Genomic DNA, 23,186 nt, shown 5'->3' with positions numbered 1-23,186 from the left:
GAGCGGGGGCGGCCGATCCGGCCGCCCCCGCCCTCGTGCGTGTCGCCGGTCAGAGGGTGAGCACGACGGTGGAGATGCTCCGCGCGCCGACGTTCACCGTCACCTGGTTGCCGTTCACGCCCACCGGCTGGCTCGCCGCGCTGGCGTTCTGCGACGTTGCCACGTACTCCGCCCGGCTCACGTTCTGCGGCGCCTGGATGATCGCGTTGTTCACCGCGCTCGTGGACCGGTTGAGGATGACCAGCGTGACCTTCCCGTCGCCGGAGTAGGCGGTCACCTCCAGCGGCGACGCCTTGGAGCTCTTGGTCAGGGCGACCCGCTGGTAGCCGGGCCGCACGTACTTCGCGTACTGCGAGAACGCGTACCCGCGCTTGAGCGGCGCGCCCGCCACGGTGCCGTACGCGGACTCGCCGTCACCGATGAACGAGTAGTAGCGCTTGCCGTACCACCAGACGTACGCGCTCCAGTTCGACTCCATCGACTTGTGCACGGTGCGCATGATGTCGTCGAGCGTCTCGTTCCAGGCCGCGGCGTTGGCCGGGTTGCCCCAGATGTTGGAGCCGCCGCCGTCGGCCTCGTGCAGGTTCCACTCGGTCATCCACACCGGCTTGTTGTACTGCTGCGCCAGCGTGTACGGCTTCAGCCGGCCGGACGCCTCGGTGCCGTACAGGTGCCCGCCGATGTAGCCGATGTTGTTGCGGGCCGCCGCGTCGTTGAGCGTCGGGTCGGTGTACCCGTAGTTCAGGTTCACCGCCTCGGCGACCATCAGCTTGGTGTTCTGCACCTTGGCGCCCTGCTCCCGCACGAAGGTCTGCAGCTCGGTGCCGCTCCAGTCCATCGAGTCGTAGTCCGGGTGCCAGTCCGGCTCGTTCTGCACGGACGTGACGTCGATCGTCACGCCCTGGTTGCGCATGTACTGGACGTAGCTGTTGAGGTGGTTGGCGTAGTCGTCGTAGTAGTCGGTGCGCAGCTTGCCGCCGTTGATCCGGCTGTTGTTCGTCTTCCAGGCCGCCGGGGCGGTCCACGGCGACGCCATGATCTTCACGTTCGACCCGTACGACTTCGCCGTCCGCAGCGCGCTGACCTGGGTGCCCCACTCGCCGGACACCGGCGAGACGCCGGTACGCACGATGGACAGGCCGAGCTGGTTGGGGCCGAGTCCGACGAGTGTCTGCGTCTCGGCCGTCGACCAGGCGCCGCCCCAGATCGACACCGCGGCGCCGAACCCGTCGATGGTCTGGTAGCGGCTGGCGGTGTTGACGGTGATGTCCGCCGCCCCGGTCGGCGGCGGGCTGCTCGGTGAGGTGGTCGGCGAACTCGTCGGGGAGGTGGACGGCGACGTGGTCGGCGTCGTCGTGCCACCGGTGCAGGTCACCCCGTTGAGCGCGAAGCTGGTCGGAGCGGGGTTGCTGCTGGTCCAGGCCCCGTTGAAGCCGAACGACGTGTTGCCGTTGGTGGGGATGGACCCGTTGTAGTCGACGTTGCGGGCGCTGACCGCCGCTCCGCTCTGGGTCACTGTGGCGTTCCACGCCTGGGTGACTGTCTGGCCGGCGGCGTAGGACCAGGTGAGCGTCCAGCCGTTGACCGGGTCACCGAGGTTGGTGACCGTGACGTTCGCGCCGAAGCCGCCCTGCCACTGCGACGACACGGCGTAGGTGACCGCGCAGCCGGCGGCTGCCGCCCCGGCCGGCAGCGCCGCGGCCACCGCTGTCGACGCCAGCAGGACGGCCCCGGCCGAGAACACCGCGGTACGGGTCGTCTGGTGCCTTCTCATCGGACCTCTCTCTTCTCGATCGGCCGGCTCAGCGCTGGAGGGTGAGTAGTCCGGGTCGGTAGGGCAGGAGGCCGTAGTCGCCGCCGGAGTTGGGGGAGCGGCCTTGGTAGAGCAGTTGGAGGTTGCAGGGGTCGACGGTGAAGGTCTGGTCGGCGGTGGTGCGGATGAGTTCGCCGTGGCTGATGTCGTTGGTCCAGGTGGCGCCGCTGTTGGCCTTGCCGGCGAACGGGTTGGACTCGGTGGCGGCCTGCGGCGTCCAGGATCCGTTGAGGCTGGTGGCGGTGAAGGAGCGGAAGTAGCGGCCCTGGGAGCCGATCGCCTCGACGATCATCAGGTAGCGGGTCTGGCCCTGGAGCTTGTAGACCTGTACGGCTTCGAACAGGTTGTTCGTCGAGTCCGACATGATGGTGGTGTAGGTGGAGCCGAAGCTGCCGGGGAAGTTGCCCAGGGGCATGCTGGAGCGGTAGATCTTGCCGTTGTCACCGGCGAAGAACAGGTACATGTTCTGGTCGTCGGCGATCAGGGTCTGGTCGATCGGGCCGGTGCCGGAACCGGAGATGCTGCCGGTGAACAGCGGCTGCGCCGACGACCACCCGTTTGGGTTCGTCGGGTCGTTCGAGGTGCGGTAGGAGAACGCGGTCGGTCCCCACTGGTAGGCCAGCACCCAGATGTTGCGCGGCGCGAAGTAGAACAGGGTCGGTGCCACAGTCCCCGACGACATCGCGTTCTGCGACGCGGAGGCCATCTCGGACCAGTTGGTGAACAACCCGAAGTTCATCGACCCCCACCGCGTTCCGGTGTCATGGGTGGTGGCGTAGACCAGGTGCCGGCCGTTGTAGGGCACCACAGTGAAGTCCTTCAGCGACACCCAGCCCGAGCGCGGCTGCGCCAACGCACCGGTCGAGGACCACCGGTACGACGACGGCAGGTTGCACGTCCCGCCCGGCGGCGGGGTCGTGGGCGGTGCAGTGGTCGGCGGTGCCGTGGTCGGTGGGGCCGTGGTGGGCGAGCCGGTCGGGCCGCTCGTCGGCGTGGTGCCGCCGGTGCAGGTCACCCCGTTGAGCGCGAAGCTGGTCGGCACCGGGTTGCTGCTGCCCCAGGAGCCGTTGAAGCCGAACGACGTGTTGCCGTTGGTCGGGATCGACCCGTTGTAGCTGACGTTGCGGGCGGTCACAGCGGCTCCGCTCTGGGTCAGCTCGGTGTTCCACGACTGGGTCACCGTCTGCCCGGCGCCGAACGACCACGTCAGCGTCCAGCTCGACACCGGGTCGCCCAGGTTCGTGATGGTGACGTTGGCGCCGAAGCCGCCCTGCCACTGCGACGAGATCGCGTAGTTGACCGAGCAGCCCGCGGCGGCGGCTCCGGCGGGCAGCGCTACGGCGACCGACGCCGACGCCAGCAGCGCGGCGCCGGCCGATGCCCATATGGCATTGACTGACCTGGATCTGGACATGAATTGACCTCCTGCGGGGGCAGCGGCTCTGGCATTGGCGGTGGCGATTGTGTTGTGAGCGTTAACAGCCGCGTCAGGGATGTTACGGGAGCGCTCCCACGCACTCAACAACTCATTTCCGCACCCACCGAATCAGCCCCCGCGCCCCTCCACCCCACGCCTGCGCACTGTCCATCCGGGTCGGCCTGGGTCGATCATGAAGTTGACCGCCCTCAATGCGGGCAAATCCGCGGTCTAACCTCATGATCGACGCGCTTCAAGGGTGGGGGGAGGGGGAGAGGGAGGGGGTCAGGCGGGGGTGCAGGGGGTGTTGTCGGCGGTGCACGCCGCGGGGGAGTCGTGCTGGGGGTCCGGGTCGCGGACGTCGAACCGGATGGTGGCTGACTCGCCGCCCGGCAACGCCCCACCGGTGAACGTGACCACGGTGCCGTCCTGGGTGGCCTCGGCCCCGCTCACGCTGCCCACAGTGGCGCCGTCGTGCAACGTCACGGTGACCGTCCAGCCCGGACGCGGGGACGGGCCGGGATTGCGCAGCACCACCTCGCCCCGGTAGCCGAAGACCCGGTCGGTGACCGTCTCGTAGGTGGCGGTCAGCGGTGCCGCCGCCACCGTCGAGGGCGTCGCGCTCGGCGTACGGCTGGGGGTGGGTGACGGCGTCGGCGAGGGCGACGCGCTGCGGCGGCTGGCACTGGGCGTGGGCCGCGCGGTCGTGGGCCGGGCCGACGGCGTGGCGCTGGACGGCATCACCAGCGAGGTCGTGGGCGTCGGCGCGGCCGGCGCGGGCGGCTCGTCGGCGGTGGCCCACACCGTGGCCCCGGCCGCGGCGGCGATCAGCGTCACCGTGCCGGCTGCCAGCAGCACCCGGCGCCGCCCGGGGCGGCGCTTGTCGTCGCCGAGCAGCCGGACCACAGGCAGTTCGGCGGTCAGGCCGCCCTCGGCGCGACGTAGGTCGACGTTCTGGAACGCCAGCCAGTCGAGGATCGCGGGCAGCCGTCCGGTGACCGCCTGCTCGTGCTGCTCGGCGCGGGCGTCGGCGTCCCAGTCGCCCTCTTCGAGCACCTCCCGCACGGACAGCCGGGTGCCGTGCGCGGTGGGGGTCAGGTCGCAGGCGAGCCGGGTGGCCCGGCCGGTCTCCCGGCAGCGGACCACCAGCCGGTCCGGCGCGCGCAGCTCGACGGTCTCCACCTCGGTGTCGCCGTCGTAGCCGGGCAGCGCGGCGGTGGCGAGGATCCACCGATCGGACCCGGGCGCGCTGTCGGCGAACCACTTGGCCAGCAGCGCGCGTTCCGTGAGCGCCCGCCAGGTCCGGGCGGGCGGGTGGAACAGGTCGACCTCGGTGACGATCTCGATCACGCGGAGACTCTAGGGCCTGTGTCAAGGTCGGTGCGGGGCACTGTCGCCGTCGTCGCGCCAGCGAGCCCGCCAGGCGGCCTCGCTCTCCTCGGCGCTGGCCTTCTCCTCGTGTATCAGCCGGCGCAACGCGACCCGGGAATCGGCGAAGATCACCAGCTCGACCGCCACCAGTGCCACGCAGATGGCGGTGAGCAGACCCAGCGCCCCGAGCGCCGGCAGGTGCCGGCCGACCGGTAGCGCCACGGCGAGCAGCACCACGGTGCCGACCCGGGGCCAGGACAGCGTCCGCAGCGCGCGCCACTGGAACGCCATGTTGGCGGCGAGGTAGAGGAGCACGCCACCGAAGAGCAGCGGCACGGCCGGCCCGTGGCCGCGCTCCATCGGGCCGCCCGCCGGGTCGGTGACGATGCGGACCAGTTCCTCGGCGCCGATCGCGAACAGGATCACCCCGGCGATCATGGGCAGGTAGAGATAGGCGTACGCATCGCGGGCCAGCGCCACCCGCGCGGGGCCGTGGGCGGCGTGCAGCGCGATCCGGGCGGCCGGGCCGATCATGTCGAAGTGCGCCCACCAGAGCGCCGCGGTGAACAGGATGCCGAAGATCGCCGCCGGGATCGCCGGCCAGGTCACGGGCTGGCCGAGCAGGTTGCCGCCGACGCCGACCGAGATGACCGACTCGCCGAGCGCGATGATCAGGATGAGGTCGTACCGCTCGGTCCAGTGCTCGGCCGAGGTGATCTTCCAGCCGTCGGTGCCGGCCAGCAGGCCACTGCTGTACTGGATGGCCACCACCGCGATCCACAGCCCGTCGCGCAGCCACGGGCCGACCTCCGGGGACACACGCGGCGGCAGCAGCGCCGCCACCAGCAGCAGGCCGGCCGAGATCACCGCCTCCGGAAGGAACAGCCGCAGCTTGCGCCGGGCCGGCGGGTCGTCGCGCGTGGCGTACCAGTACAGGGCGGTGTGCACGAACCGGATCACCACGTAGCTGATCGTGACCAGGATCGGGCCGGCGCTGCCCTTGTCCAGGTCGCCGAAGGTCTGCGGCAGCGCGAGCGCGAACGTGAACAGCGCGATCATGCCGACCACCATGAGGATCGGCACGAAGCCCTCGCCGAGGCGCAGCCGGGCGGCGACCGCGCTGTGCACCACCCAGCACCACCAGAGCACGGCGAGCACCAGCAGCGCGTGCAGCAGTTGCCCCGGGGTCACGTTCGCGGCGGTGGCGCGCGTGATGATGAAGAAGGACACCACGAAGACGAGGTCGAAGAAGATCTCGAACCGGTCGACCCGGGTGGCGGGGGCGACGCCGGTCGCGGGCCCGAGCCCTTTGCGCCACCGGTCGCCACCCACCGGGCGAGTGTGTCAGCCCAGGTCAGGCCGGGTGCCGCTTTCGCCGGCCATTCCACCGGTCCGACGGGGAAGCCGCGCGCTCAGCCCGCCGCCGGGGCGGCCAGGGCGAGCACGTCGCGCAGCACGTCGCGCAACGACCGCCCTGGGTGCTCCAGCCACTCGTGGGCGGCGATCCGCAGGGACGCGAGGAACGTCGCGGCGACGATCCGGGCCCGCAGCGCCGCGTCCGGTCCGGTCAGCCGGCGGGCCAGCTCTGCGGCCATCTCCCGCTCCAGGGCCGCGTACGCGCCGACCTGGTGAGCGGCCAGGCTCGGGTGGCCGTGCAGCCGGCGGCGCCGGTTGAGCCAGGGCTCGGCCGGGTCGTCGTAGCCGTCCTCGGCCTGGACCAGGGCGGCCCGGGTCAGCGCGGCCCACGGCGACAGCTCCGCCGGTTGGTCCGCGACGAGCCTGAGGAGCCGTCGCAACCGCAGCGTGTCGCCGTGGAAGAGGGCCTCCTCCTTGCCGCCGAAGTAGTTGGAGAACGTCCGCCGGGAGACGTTCGCGGCGTCGGCGATCGCCTCGACGGTGATCCGGTCGGGGCCGTGCTCGACGGCGAGGGACAGCGCCGCCTCGTGCAGCGCCAGGCGGGTGGCCGCCTTCTTCCGCTCCCGCAGCCCGGTGCACTCCTCCATGGGCCAAGCGTAGGTGACCCATTTCTCAATGGGCAAACTTGCCTGCCGGGCAAGGTTTAGTGTTGATTGCTTGAGGCAACGAAGCGGCCACCCGAAATCGACACATCTGGAGGACGCGCGCATGAGCGCACCCACCACGACGGCTGCGGCCGCCCCCATGAGCAAGCGGAAGACGCTGGAGGCGCTCAGCGGTCTGCTGCTGGTGCTCTTCGTGGCCATGCTGAGCAGCACCGTGGTCTCGACCGCCCTGCCGAAGATCATCGGCGCGCTCAACGGCTCGCAGACGCAGTACACCTGGGTGGTCACCGCCACCCTGCTCACCGCCACCGCGACCACCCCGATCTGGGGCAAGCTGGCCGACCTGTTCAACAAGAAGCTGCTGATCCAGATCGCCATCGTGGTGTTCCTGGTCGGGTCGGTCGCGGCCGGCTTCGCGCAGAGCGCCGGGCAGCTCATCGCCGCCCGCGCGTTCCAGGGCATCGGCGTCGGCGGCCTCCAGGCGCTCGTGCAGGTCGCCATCGCGGCCATGATCCCGCCGCGTGAGCGGGGCCGCTACAACGGCTACCTGGGCGGCGTCATGGCGCTGGCCACCGTCGGCGGCCCGCTGCTGGGCGGCCTGATCGTGGACACCTCCTGGCTCGGCTGGCGCTGGTGCTTCTTCGTCGGCGTACCGGTCGCGGCCGCCGCGCTGTTCCTGCTGCAGATCACCCTGAACCTGCCCACCGTGCGCCGGGACAACGTCAAGATCGACTACCTGGGCGCGACGCTCATCGCCGCCGGCGTCAGCGTGCTGCTGATCTGGATCTCGTTCGTCGACGACTCCTTCGCCTGGGTCTCCTGGCAGACCGGCGCCATGGTCGGCGGCTCGGTGCTGCTGCTCGCGCTCGCCGTCTGGGTGGAGGCGCGGGCTGCCGAGCCGGTGGTGCCGCTGCACATCGTCCGCGAGCGCACCACCGCCCTGGCGATCCTCGGCAGCCTCGCGGTCGGCATGGCCATGTTCGGCGGCGCGGTCTTCCTCGGCCAGTACTTCCAGATCGGCCGCGGCTACAGCCCGACCGAGGCCGGCCTGCTCACCATCCCGATGATGGCCGGTGTGCTGATCTCCTCGATCGTGGCCGGCCGGATGATCACCGCCACCGGGAAGATCAAGCCGTACATCGTGTTCGGGTCCGTCGTGCTGGTCATCGGGTTCGCCATGCTCGGCACCATCGACCACGAGACCTCGCTGGTCTTCGTCGGCCTCGCGATGTTCATCGTCGGCGTCGGCGTCGGCATGACCATGCAGAACCTGGTGCTCGCCGTGCAGAACACCGTCGCGCTCAAGGACATCGGCGCGGCCAGCGCCAGCGTCGCGTTCTTCCGCTCGCTCGGCGGCACCATCGGCGTGTCCGTGCTCGGCGCGGTGCTCGCCCGCCGGGTCAGCGACCGGATCACACACGACCTCGCCGCGGCCGGCATCCCCACCTCCGGCGGGGGCGGTGGCAGCACGCTCAACCTCGACGCGCTGCCCGAGCCGGTCCGGCAGATCGTGCGGGCCGCGTACGGGGACGCAACGGGGCACATCTTCCTGATCTCGGCCGCCATCGCGGTGGTCGGTATCGTTGCGGCGCTGCTGCTGCGCCCGGTCACCCTGCGTTCCAGCCTCGACCTGCCGGACACCGGCCGTTCGGTGGCGGTGGGAGCGGACGCCGTCGACGGCGCGCCCGCCTTCGACGAGGTGAGCGTGGACTCGGCCGGCCGGGAGGAACGCGCCCGCCGCTGAGCCCGTACCCCCAGGGCCGTCGCCGACCCCGGCGGCGGCCCTGGTCCATGCGGGGACGAACCGAAGGAGGAGCCGTGGACGTCACGCGGACCGCGCCCGCCCGCCTCGCCGCATGGCAGCGGGCCGCGCGCGAGCTGGCGCTCGTCGCCGTGCTCTTCCTGGCCTACAAGGCGGGCCGGCAGGTGGTGGCCGGGCACGCCGAGGTGGCCCTGGCCAACGGCGAGTGGGTCTGGCGGCTGGAGCGGCTGCTGCGCCTGCCCGACGAGACGCTCGTGCAGGGACCGCTGCTGGCGCACGATCTGCTGGTGCGGCTGGCCAACTCCTACTACGCCTACGTGCACTTCCCGGCCACAGTGCTCTGCCTCGTCTGGCTCTGGCTGCGCCGCCCGGCCCACTACGTGCGGCTGCGGCGGGCCCTGGCAGCGCTCACCGCGGTCGCGCTGGTGCTGCACGTCTGCGTCCCGCTCGCGCCGCCACGGCTGACCGCGCTCACCGGGCTGGTCGACACCGGCACCCGGTTCGGGCCGAGCGTCTACGGACCTCCCGACACCGACCAGCTGAGCAACCAGTACGCGGCCATGCCGTCGCTGCACGTGGGCTGGGCGCTGGCGATCGCGGTGGCGCTGATGGCGGTCACCACCGGACGCCGCCGCTGGCTCTGGCTGCTTCATCCGCTGGTGACCGCGCTCGTGGTGGTGGTCACCGGCAACCACTACTGGCTCGACGGCGTCGTCGCGGTGGTGCTTCTCGTGGTGATCCTGGCCGTGCTGCCGACACCCGCACCGGACCTGCCCACGCTGCCGCCCGGACCGCTGCGCCCGCACGTGGTGCCGGCGCCGCGCCGGGCCGGCCGCCGCCGGAACCCGAAGGTCCCGGCGGCGGCCGACGTGCGGCTGCGGCCACCCGGCCGGGGCTGACCGCCCCTCAGCGCAGCGTGCAGACCGTGCCGTTGAGGCGGAACGCACCCACCGGCACGTTCGGTCCGCTGTACGCGCCGACGAAGCCCACAGTCGTGCTCCCGCCGTCGGCGGCGAGCCGCCGGTTGTCGGCGGTGGGCGTCACCCGGACGTTGCGGCCCTGCTGGTCCCAGGTGGCGCTCCACCCGCTGCTCACCTGCTGCCAGGCGGTCGGCCAGGTCCAGGTGAGCGTCCAGCCGTCGACGGCCTTCGCACCCGTGTTGATCACCTCGACGTTCGCCACGTACCCGTTGCCCCAGTCGTTGTCGTCGTCGAACCGCACCGCGCAGGAGCTCTCGGCGGGGCTGCCGGTGGCGAACGTCAGCGGCGGCGACGACCACGAGACCCGCCCGGCGGTGTCCCGGGCCAGCACGTTGACCGTGTAGCGGGCGCCCGGTTCGAGGTTGCCCACCGTGAGCGACGTGCCGGCGGTCTCGCCGAGCTGCTCGCTCACCGCGCCGTACTGGCGGCGCACCTCGTACTTGGCGATCGGGGATCCGCCGGGCGTGGCCGTCGGCCAGGAGATGGTCGCCGCGCGGTCGGTCACCGCGCTCGCCGTCGGCCGGCCCGGGGCGCCGGGCCGCCCGGCCGAGCTGCCGGCCGGTCGCAGCACGAGCGTGGTCAGCGAGTACGGCGGCAGCGTGCGCGCGGCCGCGCTGCCGGAGCGGGTGGTGCTGATCGCGGTCGCGCCGTTGGTGAACGTGTGCACGGTCGGTGCCTCGTCGGCCGGGGTGAACCCGGCGTAGTCGAGCGCCACCGGGTACGCGTTGTCCGGATCCTTGTTCAGCAGCAGGACCGCGACGCTGCCGTCCGGCCGGCGGACCGCGTGCGCGGCGACCAGCGGCTGGTCGGTCCCGGCGCGGACGAGCTGGTCACCGGGCCGGACGAACAGGTTCATCATGGACAACGCGTGGTACGGCGCGAACGGGGTGTTGAACGCCGGCTGGCACACCTCGCCGTCGCTGGTGCAGTTGCCGCTGGAGAGCAGCCCGAAGTCGCCGTAGTCGGTCTGCCCGGCCACCTCGGAGACGGTGCCGATGCCGTTGTGCACGTTCCACCACTGCACCGTGAACACGCCCTGCTCCAGCAGGCCGCTGTAGGCGTCGGCCAGGAACAGCGCGCCCGGCGCGGTGGTGCGGCCGGCGTCCACGTTCAGCTCGGTGAAGCTGATCCCGATCCGGTCCGCGCCGGGGCCGGCGTACCGGGCGATCTGCTGGCGCAGCAGCCAGGCCGCGTCGGGCAGGTGGTTGGTGCGGGCCAGTGAGTCGGCGGCGCTGCCGCCCGGGTACCAGTGCACGTCCACGAAGTCGATCTTCGGGCCGGCGATGGACAGCACGGTCTGGTTCCACGGCCCCGGATCCGATCCGGCGGTGATGCCGTCCGGCCAGTTGCCGGGCATGGTGAGCACCGCGCCGACCTTGATGCTCGGGTCGACCGCCTTCATCGCGTCGGCGTACTCGACCACCAGCCGCGCGTACTGGGAGGCGCTCTTGTCCGGGTGGTCGTCGGCCTCCCAGGCCGAGCCGTAGTGGCCGTTGCCGTAGTTCTCGTTGCCGACGGTCCACCACTTGGCGCCGTAGCCCTTGGTGACGTTGGCGTAGCGGACCCACGCCGCCGCCTCGGCGGGCGTGCCGGTGCCGTAGTTCGCGATGATCATCGGCTCGGCGCCGACGCGGCGGGCGCCGGCCATGAACGTGTCGAAGTCGGTGTTCGGTGCGACGTAGCCGCCGGGCGCGGTGTGCGTCTCCCAGTGGTAGATGTCGGCGTACGAGCCGCCGGGGTAGCGCAGCATCTTCACGCCCGCGGCCTTGAGCAGGTCGGACGTCTCGGCGCTGCCGAGCTGCGAGTCCCAGATGGCGTGGTTGACGCCGAGCGCGGTGGCCGGGACGGTGGCCAGCCCGGCGCGGGTGTTGACGGTGACGGTGACCGGGTCGGTGGGGTCGGCGGCGGCGACCGGCCCGCCGACGGTGCTGAGCGCGGTGGCGAGCAGCAGCAGGCTGGCCGCGAACGCGGTGGTTCTCCTCATGCGGGGGTGTCCTTCGGAGTGGGACGACGAGGCGATGCCCGGTCTGCGTCGTCCTCCCGGAGCCGTGACGGCGACGGGTGCCCACGAACGACGATCGGCTCCGCGCGGCGAGCCATCGATGAGGATCATACGCCCGGCGCGGGGGAGTGCAGGGCTTAATTTATAGACAGGAGTCTTTACTGTTAACAATGTTTAATTTATGTTCGGGGCACCTTCCGTTCCCCCCGAAGGAGTTGCCACCATGCGCCGAAGAATCACCCTCCCGCTGCTCACCGCCGGTGCCGTCACCGGGACGCTGGCGCTCGCCGCGCCCGCGCAGGCCCACGGCTACGTCTCCTCGCCGCCCAGCCGGCAGGCGCTCTGCGCGCAGAACCGGGTGCCCGACTGCGGTCAGATCAAGTACGAGCCGCAGAGCGTCGAGGGCCCCAAGGGCCTGCGCAGCTGCCACGCCGGCATCGCCCAGTTCGCGGTGCTCAACGACGACAGCCGCAACTGGCCGGCCACCTCGGTCGGCAGCACCGTCACGTTCACCTGGGTCAACACCGCCCGGCACGCCACCGCCAACTGGGAGTACTGGATTGGCGGCACCCGGGTCGCCGTGGTCGACGGCGGTGGCCGCCAGCCCGGCGCGACCGTGTCGCACACCGTCAACCTCGGCGGCTTCTCCGGCCGGCAGAAGCTGCTCGCCATCTGGAACATCTCCGACACCGCCAACGCGTTCTACTCCTGCGTCGACCTCCAGATCGGCGGCGGAGGCGGCAACCCGACCCCGCCGCCCACCCCGACCGCGGCGCCCACCACGCCCGCGCCCTCGCCCACGCCCACCCGGACCAGCACCCCGGCACCGGGCGGCACGTGGACCGCCGGGCGGGCGTACCAGGTCGGTGACACGGTCACCTACGACGGCCGTAGCTACCGCTGCCGCCAGGCGCACACCGCCATCGCCGGCTGGGAACCGCCGAACGTACCGGCGCTGTGGCAGCAGATCTGAGCCCGCGTACCCGCGCGGTGGAGCCGGCCGGTCCCCGGCTCCGCCGCGCGTCCGCCGCGGCCCTGCTCGGCGTGGCGCTGGCCCTGCCCGGGTGCGGCGGCCCACCGGCCGCCGATCCGTCCCCGCCGGTCCCGTCCGCCACGACCTCGGTCCCGGCCGGCGCGGACGCCACTGTCAGCGGGATCGACGCGCTGTTCCTGGCCATGATGGTGGCGCACACCGAGCAGACGCTGGAGATCGTCCGGCTCGGCCTCGACCGGGCCACCGACCCGCGGATCCGCACGCTGATCGCCGCCGTCCGGGCCACCGAGACCGACGAACTGGCCACCATGCGCGGCTGGCTGCGCGAGGCCGGCCCGTCGGCCGCCGCCGCGGCCGCCCGGCACGACCACTCCGGGCACAGCGAGGCCGCCGCCGGACTGGCCCGGCTGCGCGCCGCCGCGCCCGCCGACGCCGACCGGGTGCTGCTCGACGTGCTCAGCCGGCACCAGCGCACCGCGGCCGACCTGGCCCGTGCCCAGGTCGCCGCCGGGACCAGCGAGCGGGTACGCGACCTCGCCCGCCGCATCGACCGTTCGCGTACGGCCGAGGTCGACCTGATGGCCGGCCTGGGCTGATCGGCGGCGTGCCGAAGCGCCGGAGCTGCCCGGACGGGGCATGACCTTCGTCACGGTCGTCGCCGCCGGTGACCGGCTCGACAAGAGCGGCGAATCGGCGCGCACCAGCCCTTTCCGCGAGCCGGCGGAGCAGATCGGCGCCGGCGGCGCGGCCGGTTCGCGTGCCGCCGCGGTTCTCCCGTCGGCAAAACCGGCCGCGCCTCGTCCCAGGTCATGGCTACGCTGTCGCCCGGACGTCGCCCCGCCGCGCGTTCCGCCCGCGCTCCGCAGACGGCGCGCGGCGCCGCCGCCGACACCCAGTGCCGGACCGGATCCAGGAGACCGTCAGTGACCCAGCAACCCGTCGCGACGTCGACGAAGCTCGACGCCGCCGTACTCAAGGTGGCCGGCGTCGTCGTGCTCGGTGCGATCATGTCGATCCTCGACGTGACAGTCGTCAGCGTGGCGCTGCCGACGTTCCAGAGCGAGTTCGACGCCACGTACGCCCGCGTCGCGTGGACCATGACCGGCTACACGCTCGCGCTCGCCACGGTGATCCCGCTCAGCGGCTGGGCCGCCGACCGGTTCGGCACGAAACGCCTCTACATGGTGGCGCTGGCGTTGTTCACCATCGGCTCGGGGCTGTGCGCCACGGCCGACTCGATCGGCGAGCTGATCGCCTGGCGGGTGATCCAGGGCCTCGGCGGCGGCATGCTCATGCCGCTCGGCATGACGATCATGACCCGGGCCGCCGGCCCGCACCGCATCGGCCGCCTGATGGCCGTGCTCGGCATCCCGATGCTGCTCGGCCCGATCACCGGCCCGATCCTCGGCGGCTGGCTGATCGACGTCGCGAGCTGGCACTGGATCTTCCTGATCAACCTGCCGATCGGCGTGGTCGCCCTGGTCTACGCCCAGCTCGCCCTGCCCAAGGACAACGCCGAGCCGTCCGAGTCGTTCGACTTCCTCGGCATGCTCATGCTCTCGCCGGGTCTGGCGCTGTTCCTCTACGGCATCTCCACGCTGCCCGAGACCGGCACCGTCGCCGACACGAAGGTCTGGCTGCCGATGCTCGCCGGCGGCGCGCTCGTGGTCGCCTTCGTGCTCTACTCGTTCCGGCCCCGGCACCCGCTGCTCGACCTGCGGCTGTTCCGCAACCGCAACCTGACCATCGCCACCGTCACCATGTTCGTGTTCATCATCGCGTTCATGGGCGCGGGCCTGCTGTTCCCCAGCTACTTCCTCCAGGTGCGCGGCGAGACGACGCTGACCGCGGGCCTGCTGATCGCGCCGCAGGGCATCGGCGCGATGCTGACCATGCCGATCGCCGGCATGCTCGCCGACCGCGTGCCGGTCGGCCGGACGGTGCCGTTCGCGCTCGTGCTCATCGCCGCCGGGTTCTTCACCTTCACCCAGCTCGGCACCGACACGTCGTACTGGCTGCTCTGCGGCTCGCTGTTCGTGATGGGCCTCGGCATGGGCGGCACGATGATGCCGATCATGACCTCGGCGCTGAAGACGCTCAGCGCGGCGGAGGTGGCGCGCGGCTCCACGCTCGTCAACATCCTCCAGCAGATCGGCGGCTCGGTCGGCGCCGCGGTCATGTCGGTCATCCTCACCAGCGAGCTGAACGGCTCCCGGCCGATCCCCGGCGTCACCGACCCGGCCACCGGCGCCCCGCTGACCGAGGCCCAGCTCGCCATCGCCTCCCAGCAGCAGCCCGAGCTGACCCAGCAGTTCCCGGTGCCGCCGTCGCTGATCGAGCGCGGGCTCGACTACGCGGCGAACTCCTTCTCCACCACGTTCTGGGTCGCCTTCGGTCTGGTGCTGCTGACCTTCATTCCGGCCGCGTTCCTGCCCCGCCGCCGCGAGCCCTCGCACCTGCTCGACGGCGACCCGGGCGAGGACAAGCGTCCGGTGCCGGTCCCGATCCACTGACCGCCGCCGTGACCCGGGGCCGGACGCGTCTGCGTCCGGCCCCGGGCCGTTTCCGGCGCCGCGATCCGCCACCCCGGCGACGACCGGCGCCTAGGATCGGAGACGGAACCGAAGGAGGGCGGGTCAGCGTGAGCGCAGACGACGCGCAGCGGTCGGCGCGACGGCGTAACCGGCTGCTGCTCGCGGGCCTGCTCGCCGTCGTCGGGCTGATCCTGCTGCTGCTCGGCCTCACCGTCGCCACCGGCACGGTCGCGGGCGTCGAGGTGGTACTCGCGCTGTTGCTGCTTGTGACCAGCTACGCGATCCAGCGGGTGGCCCGCCGCGAGACCGTCTACCGCGACGAGCGGCGCTGACCGGTCCGGCGTTCCGGCCGGGCTAGGCTGCCACCGTGGATCACGAAGATCGCATCGCGCTGTTCCTCGACTACGAGAACCTCGCCCTGGGCGTACGGGACCATCACGGCGGCCGCCCGTTCGACTTCCGGCCGATCGCCGACGCGCTCGCCGAGCGGGGACGCGTGGTGGTACGCCGGGCGTACGCCGACTGGTCGTACTTCGACGAGGACCGGCGCATGCTCACCCGCTCACACGTCGAGCTGATCGAGATCCCGCAGCGGATGGGCGCCTCGCGCAAGAACGCGGCCGACATCAAGATGGCGGTGGACGCGGTCGAGCTGGCGTTCGAGCGCGGCTACATCTCCACGTTCGTGATCTGCACCGGGGACAGCGACTTCACCCCGCTCGTGCACAAGCTGCGCGAACTCAACAAGCGGGTGATCGGCGTCGGGGTGGAGAAGTCCACCTCCGCGCTGCTGCCACCGGCCTGCGACGAGTTCCTCTACTACGACCGCCTCGAAGGCGTGGACGTACCGCCACCGGCCGCCCGCCGGTCGCGTCCGGCCCGGCCCTCACCGGCGGAGCCGGCGCCCGAGTCCGTGGTGGAGACCGCGGCCGAGGAGGAGTCGGCGCGGGACGTCGACACGCTCGCCGTGCAGCTCGTGCAGACAGTGGCCGGCATGCAGGGCAGCTCCAGCGGCGACGTGACCGCCTCCGCGCTCAAGCGCGCCCTGCTCCGCAAGGATCCCACGTTCAGCGAGTCCGACTACGGCTTCCGTACCTTCGGGGAACTGCTGCGCCACCTCGCGGCGCACAACGTGGTGGAGCTGGCCGCCGGGCCCGCCAAGGGCGACCCGGAGGTGTCACTTCCCGAGCAGGGCGACCGGGAGGTCGCGTTCGGGCTGCTCCGCTCCGTGGTGGTGGACCTCGCCGCGGACGGCGGAGCGGTGGCGCTGTCCGGGCTGAAGGACCAGCTCCGGCGCGCCCGGCCCGACTTCAGCGAGAAGAAGCTGGGCTACCGCAGCTTCCTCCAGTTCTGCAAGGCCGCCGCGACGGGCGGGGCGGTGAAGTTGCGCTGGAGCCCGGACGACGGCGACTACCTCCTCACTCCCCAGACCCCCTGACCCACTCCGCCCGCCCCGCCCCTCGCCCCCGCCTTCGCCTTCGCCTCCGCGATCTTGCACTTACTGACCTTCGAAAGCGGGATGAATCGCCTATCCCGAGGGCAGCAAGTGCAAGATCGCGGGGGCTCGGGGCTCGGGGCTCGGGGACTCGGGGACTCGGGGACTCGGGGACTCAAGGGCACGGTGGCTCAAGGGCTCGGGGTATCCCGAGGGGATGGGATCGGGCGGCGAGGGGATGCGGCGGTGGGACGTGGCTGCGGGAAGGGCTGCGCCGGTGGGCCACGGCGCTGGCCGATCTTCCCCGCCTGGGACACCCAGCTTGATCCACGCCAGCTCGCCGAGGTGGCGGGGTCCGAGCCGGCCGGATGCCGCCACCTCGGCGTAATGGTGTCGATCAAGCGGCCACCACGGGTGTCGATCAAGCGGCCACCACGGGTGTCGATCAAGCGGCCGCCACGGGTGCGATCAAGCAGTCGCCACGGCAACCGCCCGGGCACAGCCGACCAGCAGCCTGGGCGCGGCCACCTCGTTCGCCGTCCTCGACCGGTACGCCGAGGACGGCGGCACCTTCATCCCCGGCTGGCACTCGACTCCGCGGGTCAGGAGAGGGCCGCGTCCACCTGGGCTGTCGCGCCGAGCCTTACGGCCAGGCCGAGCCGTCGGCCCACCTGGCCCACCTGGCCCACCTGGCCCACCAGGTCCAGCAGGGCCGCCTCGGATGAGGCGGTCGGGCTCGGGTCGCCGGTGGGACCGGGCTCTCCGGTCGGATCCGGGTCGCTCGTCGGGCTCGCGGTCGGCGCCGGAGTCACCTGGTCGGCGGGAGGGCTGGGCGGCTCGACGGGCGTCGACGGGCGGTCGCCGACCCGTGCCGGCGGCGACCCGGCGACGGGCGGTGCGGTGGTGAGGACCCGCGCCCCGGACTCTGCGGTCGCGTTCGGGAGGCGCTTCGGTGGCGGCGCGGGCCGGGTCGGCCGGACCACCGACGACGACGGGTCGACCGGAGTCGCCACGGGCGGCACCCCGGGCGCGGGCGGTGCGGCCGTGGTGGCGGGCGCGGTCGCCTGTCCGTGCGCCGGATCAGTCTGCCCGGCTGTCGCCGTCCAGGTGCCGGCGGAGGTGACGCCCAGCAGCACGGCCGCCGCCGCGACGCCCGCCGCGGCCAGCCGCTGGGGGAGTGCCCGGTCGGCCGGGGCGTCCCACGGGCCGAGCGGCCGGGGAGGCCGGGGCCGGGCAGCCCGGTGGGCGGACCGCAGCGCCTCGACGTCCTCGACGACCGCCTGCCGTGTGCCGGTGGCACCGGCGTGGGCGAGGGTGAGGTAGAACCTGGTGTTCGCCGCGCCCGGGGCCGGTACGCGCAGGCCCGCCGGGGCGCCGCCGTCGTGCAGCAGGGTGACCGGACGGTCCGGGTGGTGCCCGAGGCCGCGCACGTCCCGCAGCGGCCAGTCCCGCCGGACGTTCTGCCCGGCGAAGGCCACCCGCCGGTCGGTCACCACGGCGGTGCCGCTGTCCACCACGCGCAGCCCCGCCGGCAGCGGGCCGTGGGACGGGTCGAGACAACCGGCGAGCGTGCGGCCCGGCACCGGCAGCCCGGGCAGGTGCCGGGCCGTCGCCTCGACCAGGTCGACTGTGGGCAGGATGCGGTAGACGACCTCGCCGTCGTCCAGCGGCACCGGCAGCGTGGTGCCGGGCAGTGTGCAGCCGTGGAAGCCCGCCGCTTCCATCGACAGCCGGTCGAGGTGGTCGGCGCGGCGGCGCCAGGTCCGGGCCGCCGTCTCGTACGCCTGGCGCCCGCGCTCGTTCTCGCGCCGTGCCCAGGCCAGTCGCCGCTGCGGATGAGCCCCGATCGCGTCGGGTCGCCTCGCCGTCACACCTGGTACAACGCCCTGCGGAGGGCGCGGATACGTGAGCGCGGCTATCGTCCGTTTTGGCGGTGGTATGCCCCCGATTAGACTTCGCGCATGCCGCGGATCGTCCAGTTGCTGGCCTCACCCGTGCACCGGTACGTGGGCCGCCCGGCGGACGGACCCGCCCCCGCGCGACCGGGCGAGCTGGTGGACCGGGTGGAGCTACACGCCGGGCTCGGCATCGTCGGTGACCGCTACTTCGGCCGTCCCGCGCACCGTCAGGCGAGCGTCACGCTGATCGCGCGGGAGTCGCTGCCGCCCGGCGCGGACCTCACCCACCTGCGGCGCAACGTGCTCACCGAGGGCATCCCGGTGGACGATCTGGTCGGGCGCGTGCTCACGCTCGACTCCGGCGACGGCCCGGTCCGGCTGCGGGTGCACCGGGCCGCCCCGCCCTGCGCCTGGCTCGACGTGGTGGTCGCCCCCGGCACGTGGAAGGCGATGCGCCGCCGCGGCGGCGTCCGGTGCTCGCCGCTCACCGACGGCGTCCTGCGGGTCGGGCCGGTCACCGTCTCCGTCGACGACTGACAGCGAGGGAACTTTCCTGACCCGCCGGCCGACCAACCGGGGGCGACCGGACTCCGGCGCCGGCAGGAGGGACGCCACTGATGAACCGAGCGGGGCGCGCATCCGTACCGTCCGGCATGAGCATGCCGGACCGGCGGGCCGGCCGCGGATGAGCGCGGACGACGACGAGCAGGTGACCGGGTGGGCACGACGCGCCGCCCGGGGTGACCAGCTGGCCGCTGCCGCGTTCGTCAGGGCCCTCCAGGCGCCGGTGTGGCGTTTCCTCGCCCACCTGGCCGGGCCCGCCGAGGCCGACGACCTGGCCCAGGAGACCTTCCTGCGCGCGCTGCGCAGCCTGCCCGGCTTCGCGGGCCGGTCGTCGGCGCGTACCTGGATCTTCACGATCGCCCGCCGGGTCGCGGTGGACCACGTGCGGGCGGCGACCGCCCGGCCCCGGGTCGCGGCGCTGCCGGACTGGCAGGCCGCCGCGGAGGCGGCCGGCGCGGTGACCGGCGGCGGGGAGGACGGGGTGGTGCTGCGCGGTCTCATCGCCACGCTGGCGCCGGACCGGCGGGAGGCGTTCGTGGCCACCCAGGTGCTCGGCCTGTCCTACGCCGAGGCGGCCGAGGTGTGCGGATGCCCGGTGGGCACCATCCGCTCCCGCGTGGCCCGCGCCCGGGAGGACCTGGTCGCCGCCTGGTCCGGCGACGCCCGCGACCGCCGGGCGCGCTGACACCACGACCGCCGAGACCACGACCGCCGAGGCCTGCGGGGGACCGCGACCGGCCGGGGCCCGACCGCGACCGAGGGCCGCAGGGACGCCGCGAGCCGGAGACCCGCGCCGCGGGCCGTCAGGCGGCGCGCCGGTCGCGGGCCTGTGCGGGGTACGGGCCGGGCGGCACCAGCCGCAGCGCCGGCGCGGCCGGTTCCTCGGTCGGCAGCGCCCACCGGGATCCGTCCGGCCGGCGCTGACCGGGCGGGGTGTCGCCGGGGCGCCGGCCGAGGCGGGACAGCACCAGCATCACGGCCCAGCCGACCAGCAGGAAACCGTGGCTGACCAGCCGGGTCATCGCCACCTGCCCGGTGATCAGGTCGTTCACCGACAGCAGCACGAGCGTGGCGACGAACGCGCTGAGCATCGGCAGCAGGCCGGACGGGGCGGACCGGCGCGCGGCCACGTAGAGGAACCCGGCGCCGACCGCGACGTTCCACGCCGCCGACTCGTGCCACAGGTGCTGGCCGGAGGTGTGTGCGTGGGTGACGACCGCCTCCCGGCCGATCTGGGCCAGGCCGAGTACGAGCTGCACCGCGCCGAGCAGCCCGAGCGCCCCGCGCAGCCCGAGCGTGATCCGGTGGCGGCGGCTGGGCCGGGGCGGGGGAGCGGCGGCCAGGACCGCGTCGACCAGGTCGGGCACCCGCGGGGCGAGCTGCGTACGGGCCCGCCGGGTCACCGACGCGGCCGAGTCGAACCAGCCGCGGCAGCCGGCGCAGCCGGTCAGGTGCGCCTCGGCCGCCTCGATCTCCGACTCGGACGCCTCACCGTCCAGCTGTGCCGACAGGATCTCCCGCCACTGCTCACACACCATGTAGGGATAGTCGTCGGGAGCGCCGCGCTGGTTCCCGGCGGGGTGCGGGTCACGCCGGGCCGCCCGGCGGCGGCGGTCACGGCGCGGCGGCGACTACCCCGGGCGGGCACGGGTAAGCCGACCGGGGAGGGGCCGCTGTGACACGCGAATTCGTGAACTGGTCCGGCAGTCTCCGCTTCACGCCGGCGGACCGGGCCGAGCCGGCCGACGAGGCCGAGGTGTGCGACCTGGTGCGCCGTGCCCGGGCCACCGGCGCCACCATCCGTCCGGTCGGTTCGGGGCACTCGTCCAGCCCGCTGGTGCGTACCGACGGGATCCTGCTCGGCCTGGACCGGCTGTCCGGCGTGATCTCCGACGACGGGCGGCTCGCGACCGCGTGGGCCGGCACCAAGCTCCGGGCGCTCGGCGAGGGGCTCTACGACGCCGGGCTGGCCATGGACAACCTGGGCGACGTCGACTACCAGTCGATCGCCGGGGCGACCGCCACCGGCACCCACGGCACCGGCATCGGATTCGGGAACCTGAGCACCCAGGTCACCGGCGTACGCCTGATCACCGGCACCGGCGACGTGCTGGACGTGGACGCGCGCCGCAACCCGGACCTGCTGCCCGCCGTCCGTCTCTCCCTCGGCGCGCTGGGCGTGGTCACCCGGATCACGCTCGACGTGCAGCCGACCTATCAGCTGCACCGCCGCTCCTGGTGCACGCACCTCGACTGGACCCTGGACCACCTCGCCGAACTCCAGCACACCAACCGCAACATGGACTTCTACTGGTACCCGCGCAGCGACCGTACGCAGATCCGGGTGATCAACCGCATCGACACGGACGCCGCGCCGGACCGGGCGGACGTCCGGTTGCCGGACGGCGAGCCCCGGCAGAGCCAGGTCGGGCCGACCCACCGCACCATTCCCCGGGACCGGGAGCTGCGCTTCGAGGAGATCGAGTACATGCTGCCGTCGGAGGCGTTCCCGGCGTGCTTCGCCGAGGTACGCCGCCGGGTGCGCGACCGGCACCGCCGGGTGGCCGCCTGGCGGGTGCTGGTGCGCACCATCGCCGCGGACGACATCTGGCTCAGCAACGCCTACGGCCGGCCCACCACCACGATCGCCTGCCTGCAGAACACCTCACTGCCGTACGAGGAGTACTTCCGGGACGTGGAGGCGGTGTTCCGGCACTACGGCGGGCGCCCGCACTGGGGCAAGAAGCACTGGCTCGGCGCGCGGGAACTGCGTCCCCTCTTTCCCCGCTGGGACGACTTCCAGGCGGTGCGCCGCCGGCTCGACCCGGACGGGGTGTTCCTCACGCCGGACCTGGCCCGGCTGCTGGAGGAGCAGTGAGCGCGCCCGTCGGCGCCCGGGTGTGGGTGGTGCCCGGCGGGCACGTGCCGTTCCCCGCGCACGGCCCGGAACCGGCGTTCACCGCCTTCGACCAGCTCTGCGTCCTCAACGCCGGTGACCGGGACGCCGCTGTGGAACTGGACTTCTACTACCAGGACACCGAGCCGGTGGGGCCGTACCGGCTGCTGGTCGGCGCCCGCCGCATCCGGCACGTACGGGTCAACGACCTGATCGATCCGGAGGCCGTGCGGCTGGACCGCCCGTACGGCTGCGTGCTGCGCTCCCCGGTTCCCGTGGTGGTGCAGTTCCTGCGCCAGGACACCCGGCTGCCCGGTGTGGTGGCGCTGACCGGCACGATGGCGTACCCCGGATGAGATTCGAGCGGTCGGCCGCGGGTACCCCGGTATATGCGGGCTGCCGTCGACCGGGTGCGTGATGTGGGTCTGACCGGTCACCGGAGGCTGCGGACGTACTTCCTCGTGGCGGTCCAGGCCGGCCTGGCCGCCGCGCTGGCCTGGACGGTCGCCCGGGAGGTGCTCGGCAACCCGGACCCGACGTTCGCGCCGGCCGCGGCGGTGAGCGTCATCGCCGCCTCGCTCGGCAACCGCACCCGGCGGACCGTGGAGCTGGTGGCCGGTGTCGTGCTCGGCATCGTCGTCGGTGACCTGCTGGTGAGTCTCCTGGGCACCGGGCCGTGGCAGACCGGCGTGATCGTGTTCCTGGCGGTCACCGCGGCGGTGCTCGTCCGCGGCACCGGCGCGCTCGTCACCCAGGCCGGCGGTACGGCGGTCCTGGTCGCCACGCTGACCCCGGTGTCGCCCGACCTGGAGCTGCCCCGGACCGTCAACGCGCTCGTCGGCGGTGTGGTCGGCCTGCTCGTGGTGCTGGTGATCGCGCCGTTGAACCCGCTGCGCGCGGTCCGCCGCGTCGCCGACCCGGCGCTCGACAGGTTCGCGTGCCAGATGACCGCGTCGGCGGAGGCGCTGGCGCGGGCCGACGTGCGCGCGGCCGACGAGGTGCTGGCCCGGATGCGCGCCGCCGAGGCGGAGCTGGACCAGATCGACGAGATGGTCACCGCCGCCGACGAGGTGGTCCGGTTCTCCCCGGTGCGCTGGCGGCGACGGCGGGCCCTGGCCGCGTACCGGCACGGCGCCGAGCACCTGGACCGGGCGTTCCGCAACAGCCGCGGCATGGTCCGCCGGATCGGCACCACGTTGCGGGACCGGGAGCCGGTGCCGCCGCAGCTACCAGCCGCGCTCGAGCACTTCAGCGAGGCGATCCGGCTGCTGCACCGGGAGTTCCTGGCCGCCGAGGAGCCGGTCGCCGCCCGGGAGCGGGTGCTGCGCGCGGTGCGCGACGCGGGCGAGGCGTGCCGGCAGGACATCGGCTTCTCCGGCACCATCGTGGTCTCGCAGTTGCGGACCGTCGCCAACGACCTGCTGCGCGCCACGGGCGTGCCGCCGGACGAGGCCCGCCGGCTCGTCCGCCGGGCGGCCGCGGCCCGCTGAGGCGGCCGG

At 73.1% G+C, this 23,186-nt stretch carries 20 protein-coding genes; 12 read left to right on the top strand and 8 right to left on the bottom strand.

Annotation, left to right across the window (positions count from 1 at the left end):
* Window positions 1-49: 49 nt before the first annotated feature.
* The 5 genes from FHX31_RS15100 to FHX31_RS15080 form a co-directional block, all read right to left on the bottom strand.
* Window positions 50-1,774: a cellulose binding domain-containing protein gene (locus FHX31_RS15100; protein WP_091328154.1), complete on the bottom strand. Its 1,725-nt coding sequence runs from the start codon at window positions 1,772-1,774 to the stop codon at window positions 50-52.
* A 28-nt stretch (window positions 1,775-1,802) separates the two neighbouring features.
* The gene (locus tag FHX31_RS15095; protein WP_091328151.1) at window positions 1,803-3,227 is read right to left on the bottom strand and encodes a non-reducing end alpha-L-arabinofuranosidase family hydrolase; all 1,425 of its coding nucleotides are present in this window, start codon (window positions 3,225-3,227) and stop codon (window positions 1,803-1,805) included.
* A gap of 288 nt (window positions 3,228-3,515) precedes the next feature.
* The gene (locus FHX31_RS15090) at window positions 3,516-4,580 is read right to left on the bottom strand and encodes an SRPBCC domain-containing protein (RefSeq protein WP_123111500.1); all 1,065 of its coding nucleotides are present in this window, start codon (window positions 4,578-4,580) and stop codon (window positions 3,516-3,518) included.
* A gap of 21 nt (window positions 4,581-4,601) precedes the next feature.
* Window positions 4,602-5,933, bottom strand: coding sequence for a low temperature requirement protein A (locus FHX31_RS15085; RefSeq protein ID WP_114920316.1), 1,332 nt, complete (start codon window positions 5,931-5,933; stop codon window positions 4,602-4,604).
* Window positions 5,934-6,013: 80 nt separating this feature from the next.
* The gene (locus FHX31_RS15080; protein ID WP_013286162.1) at window positions 6,014-6,604 is read right to left on the bottom strand and encodes a TetR/AcrR family transcriptional regulator; all 591 of its coding nucleotides are present in this window, start codon (window positions 6,602-6,604) and stop codon (window positions 6,014-6,016) included.
* Between the two features lie 121 nt (window positions 6,605-6,725).
* On the opposite strand from FHX31_RS15080, the gene FHX31_RS15075 reads away from it, so the two are divergent.
* Window positions 6,726-8,366, top strand: coding sequence for an MDR family MFS transporter (locus tag FHX31_RS15075; protein ID WP_123111499.1), 1,641 nt, complete (start codon window positions 6,726-6,728; stop codon window positions 8,364-8,366).
* Between the two features lie 74 nt (window positions 8,367-8,440).
* Window positions 8,441-9,283, top strand: a complete 843-nt coding sequence (locus tag FHX31_RS15070) for a phosphatase PAP2 family protein (protein WP_071095174.1) — start codon at window positions 8,441-8,443, stop codon at window positions 9,281-9,283.
* A 7-nt stretch (window positions 9,284-9,290) separates the two neighbouring features.
* Here FHX31_RS15070 and FHX31_RS15065 read toward each other — a convergent pair whose 3' ends face one another.
* Window positions 9,291-11,348 (bottom strand): cellulose binding domain-containing protein, encoded by a 2,058-nt coding sequence (locus FHX31_RS15065; RefSeq protein ID WP_184976577.1) that lies wholly within the window; start codon window positions 11,346-11,348, stop codon window positions 9,291-9,293.
* Between the two features lie 241 nt (window positions 11,349-11,589).
* Here FHX31_RS15065 and FHX31_RS15060 point away from each other — a divergent pair, with 241 nt between their 5' ends.
* The 5 genes from FHX31_RS15060 to FHX31_RS15040 all read left to right on the top strand — a co-directional run bounded on the left by FHX31_RS15060 (window position 11,590) and on the right by FHX31_RS15040 (window position 16,332).
* Window positions 11,590-12,339, top strand: coding sequence for a lytic polysaccharide monooxygenase (locus FHX31_RS15060; RefSeq protein WP_013286166.1), 750 nt, complete (start codon window positions 11,590-11,592; stop codon window positions 12,337-12,339).
* Complete coding sequence (locus FHX31_RS15055) at window positions 12,324-12,956, top strand: DUF305 domain-containing protein (RefSeq protein ID WP_030272465.1); 633 nt, start codon at window positions 12,324-12,326, stop codon at window positions 12,954-12,956. Before FHX31_RS15060 ends, FHX31_RS15055 begins: the two co-directional genes overlap by 16 nt.
* A gap of 327 nt (window positions 12,957-13,283) precedes the next feature.
* Complete coding sequence (locus tag FHX31_RS15050; protein WP_013286168.1) at window positions 13,284-14,873, top strand: DHA2 family efflux MFS transporter permease subunit; 1,590 nt, start codon at window positions 13,284-13,286, stop codon at window positions 14,871-14,873.
* Window positions 14,874-15,001: 128 nt separating this feature from the next.
* The gene (locus FHX31_RS15045; protein ID WP_013286169.1) at window positions 15,002-15,226 is read left to right on the top strand and encodes a hypothetical protein; all 225 of its coding nucleotides are present in this window, start codon (window positions 15,002-15,004) and stop codon (window positions 15,224-15,226) included.
* Window positions 15,227-15,261: 35 nt separating this feature from the next.
* On the top strand, window positions 15,262-16,332 hold the full coding sequence (locus tag FHX31_RS15040) for an NYN domain-containing protein (protein ID WP_184976575.1): 1,071 nt from the start codon (window positions 15,262-15,264) through the stop codon (window positions 16,330-16,332).
* A 599-nt stretch (window positions 16,333-16,931) separates the two neighbouring features.
* Here the strand turns inward: FHX31_RS15040 and FHX31_RS15035 are convergent.
* Window positions 16,932-18,200, bottom strand: coding sequence for a hypothetical protein (locus FHX31_RS15035; RefSeq protein ID WP_221488074.1), 1,269 nt, complete (start codon window positions 18,198-18,200; stop codon window positions 16,932-16,934).
* 90 nt (window positions 18,201-18,290) lie between these two features.
* On the opposite strand from FHX31_RS15035, the gene FHX31_RS15030 reads away from it, so the two are divergent.
* Together FHX31_RS15030 and FHX31_RS15025 are read left to right on the top strand one after the other, a co-directional pair.
* Window positions 18,291-18,764: a molybdenum cofactor biosysynthesis protein gene (locus FHX31_RS15030; RefSeq protein ID WP_184976573.1), complete on the top strand. Its 474-nt coding sequence runs from the start codon at window positions 18,291-18,293 to the stop codon at window positions 18,762-18,764.
* A gap of 148 nt (window positions 18,765-18,912) precedes the next feature.
* Complete coding sequence (locus FHX31_RS15025) at window positions 18,913-19,476, top strand: sigma-70 family RNA polymerase sigma factor (RefSeq protein ID WP_184976571.1); 564 nt, start codon at window positions 18,913-18,915, stop codon at window positions 19,474-19,476.
* 118 nt (window positions 19,477-19,594) lie between these two features.
* On the opposite strand, the gene FHX31_RS15020 is transcribed toward FHX31_RS15025, so the two are convergent.
* Entirely contained in the window at window positions 19,595-20,329 is a 735-nt protein-coding gene (locus tag FHX31_RS15020) for a zf-HC2 domain-containing protein (protein WP_013286174.1), read from the bottom strand.
* 137 nt (window positions 20,330-20,466) lie between these two features.
* Here FHX31_RS15020 and FHX31_RS15015 point away from each other — a divergent pair, with 137 nt between their 5' ends.
* Genes FHX31_RS15015 through FHX31_RS15005 form a run of 3 tightly spaced genes read left to right on the top strand, consistent with a single transcriptional unit; the run spans window position 20,467 to window position 23,177 of the window.
* Complete coding sequence (locus tag FHX31_RS15015) at window positions 20,467-21,669, top strand: D-arabinono-1,4-lactone oxidase (protein ID WP_184976569.1); 1,203 nt, start codon at window positions 20,467-20,469, stop codon at window positions 21,667-21,669.
* Window positions 21,666-22,043, top strand: coding sequence for a sensory rhodopsin transducer (locus FHX31_RS15010; protein ID WP_013286176.1), 378 nt, complete (start codon window positions 21,666-21,668; stop codon window positions 22,041-22,043). Before FHX31_RS15015 ends, FHX31_RS15010 begins: the two co-directional genes overlap by 4 nt.
* Before the next feature lie 54 nt (window positions 22,044-22,097).
* Entirely contained in the window at window positions 22,098-23,177 is a 1,080-nt protein-coding gene (locus FHX31_RS15005) for an FUSC family protein (RefSeq protein ID WP_240322360.1), read from the top strand.
* Window positions 23,178-23,186: the final 9 nt, after the last annotated feature.

It is taken from the genome of Micromonospora sp. CNZ286, from assembly GCF_014207755.1.
The sequence above is the reverse complement of the archived record's forward strand: the minus strand, read 5'-3'. Positions and strand labels throughout refer to the sequence as shown.

Excerpts from the sequence above, each read along its gene's own strand:
- FHX31_RS15100 (WP_091328154.1), bottom strand. The coding sequence starts at position 1,774 with ATGAGAAGGCACCAGACGACCCGTACCGCGGTGTTCTCGGCCGGGGCC.
- FHX31_RS15095 (WP_091328151.1), bottom strand. The coding sequence starts at position 3,227 with ATGTCCAGATCCAGGTCAGTCAATGCCATATGGGCATCGGCCGGCGCC.
- FHX31_RS15080 (WP_013286162.1), bottom strand. The coding sequence starts at position 6,604 with ATGGAGGAGTGCACCGGGCTGCGGGAGCGGAAGAAGGCGGCCACCCGC.
- FHX31_RS15075 (WP_123111499.1), top strand. The coding sequence starts at position 6,726 with ATGAGCGCACCCACCACGACGGCTGCGGCCGCCCCCATGAGCAAGCGG.
- FHX31_RS15065 (WP_184976577.1), bottom strand. The coding sequence starts at position 11,348 with ATGAGGAGAACCACCGCGTTCGCGGCCAGCCTGCTGCTGCTCGCCACC.
- FHX31_RS15060 (WP_013286166.1), top strand. The coding sequence starts at position 11,590 with ATGCGCCGAAGAATCACCCTCCCGCTGCTCACCGCCGGTGCCGTCACC.
- FHX31_RS15030 (WP_184976573.1), top strand. The coding sequence starts at position 18,291 with ATGCCGCGGATCGTCCAGTTGCTGGCCTCACCCGTGCACCGGTACGTG.
- FHX31_RS15025 (WP_184976571.1), top strand. The coding sequence starts at position 18,913 with ATGAGCGCGGACGACGACGAGCAGGTGACCGGGTGGGCACGACGCGCC.
- FHX31_RS15020 (WP_013286174.1), bottom strand. The coding sequence starts at position 20,329 with ATGGTGTGTGAGCAGTGGCGGGAGATCCTGTCGGCACAGCTGGACGGT.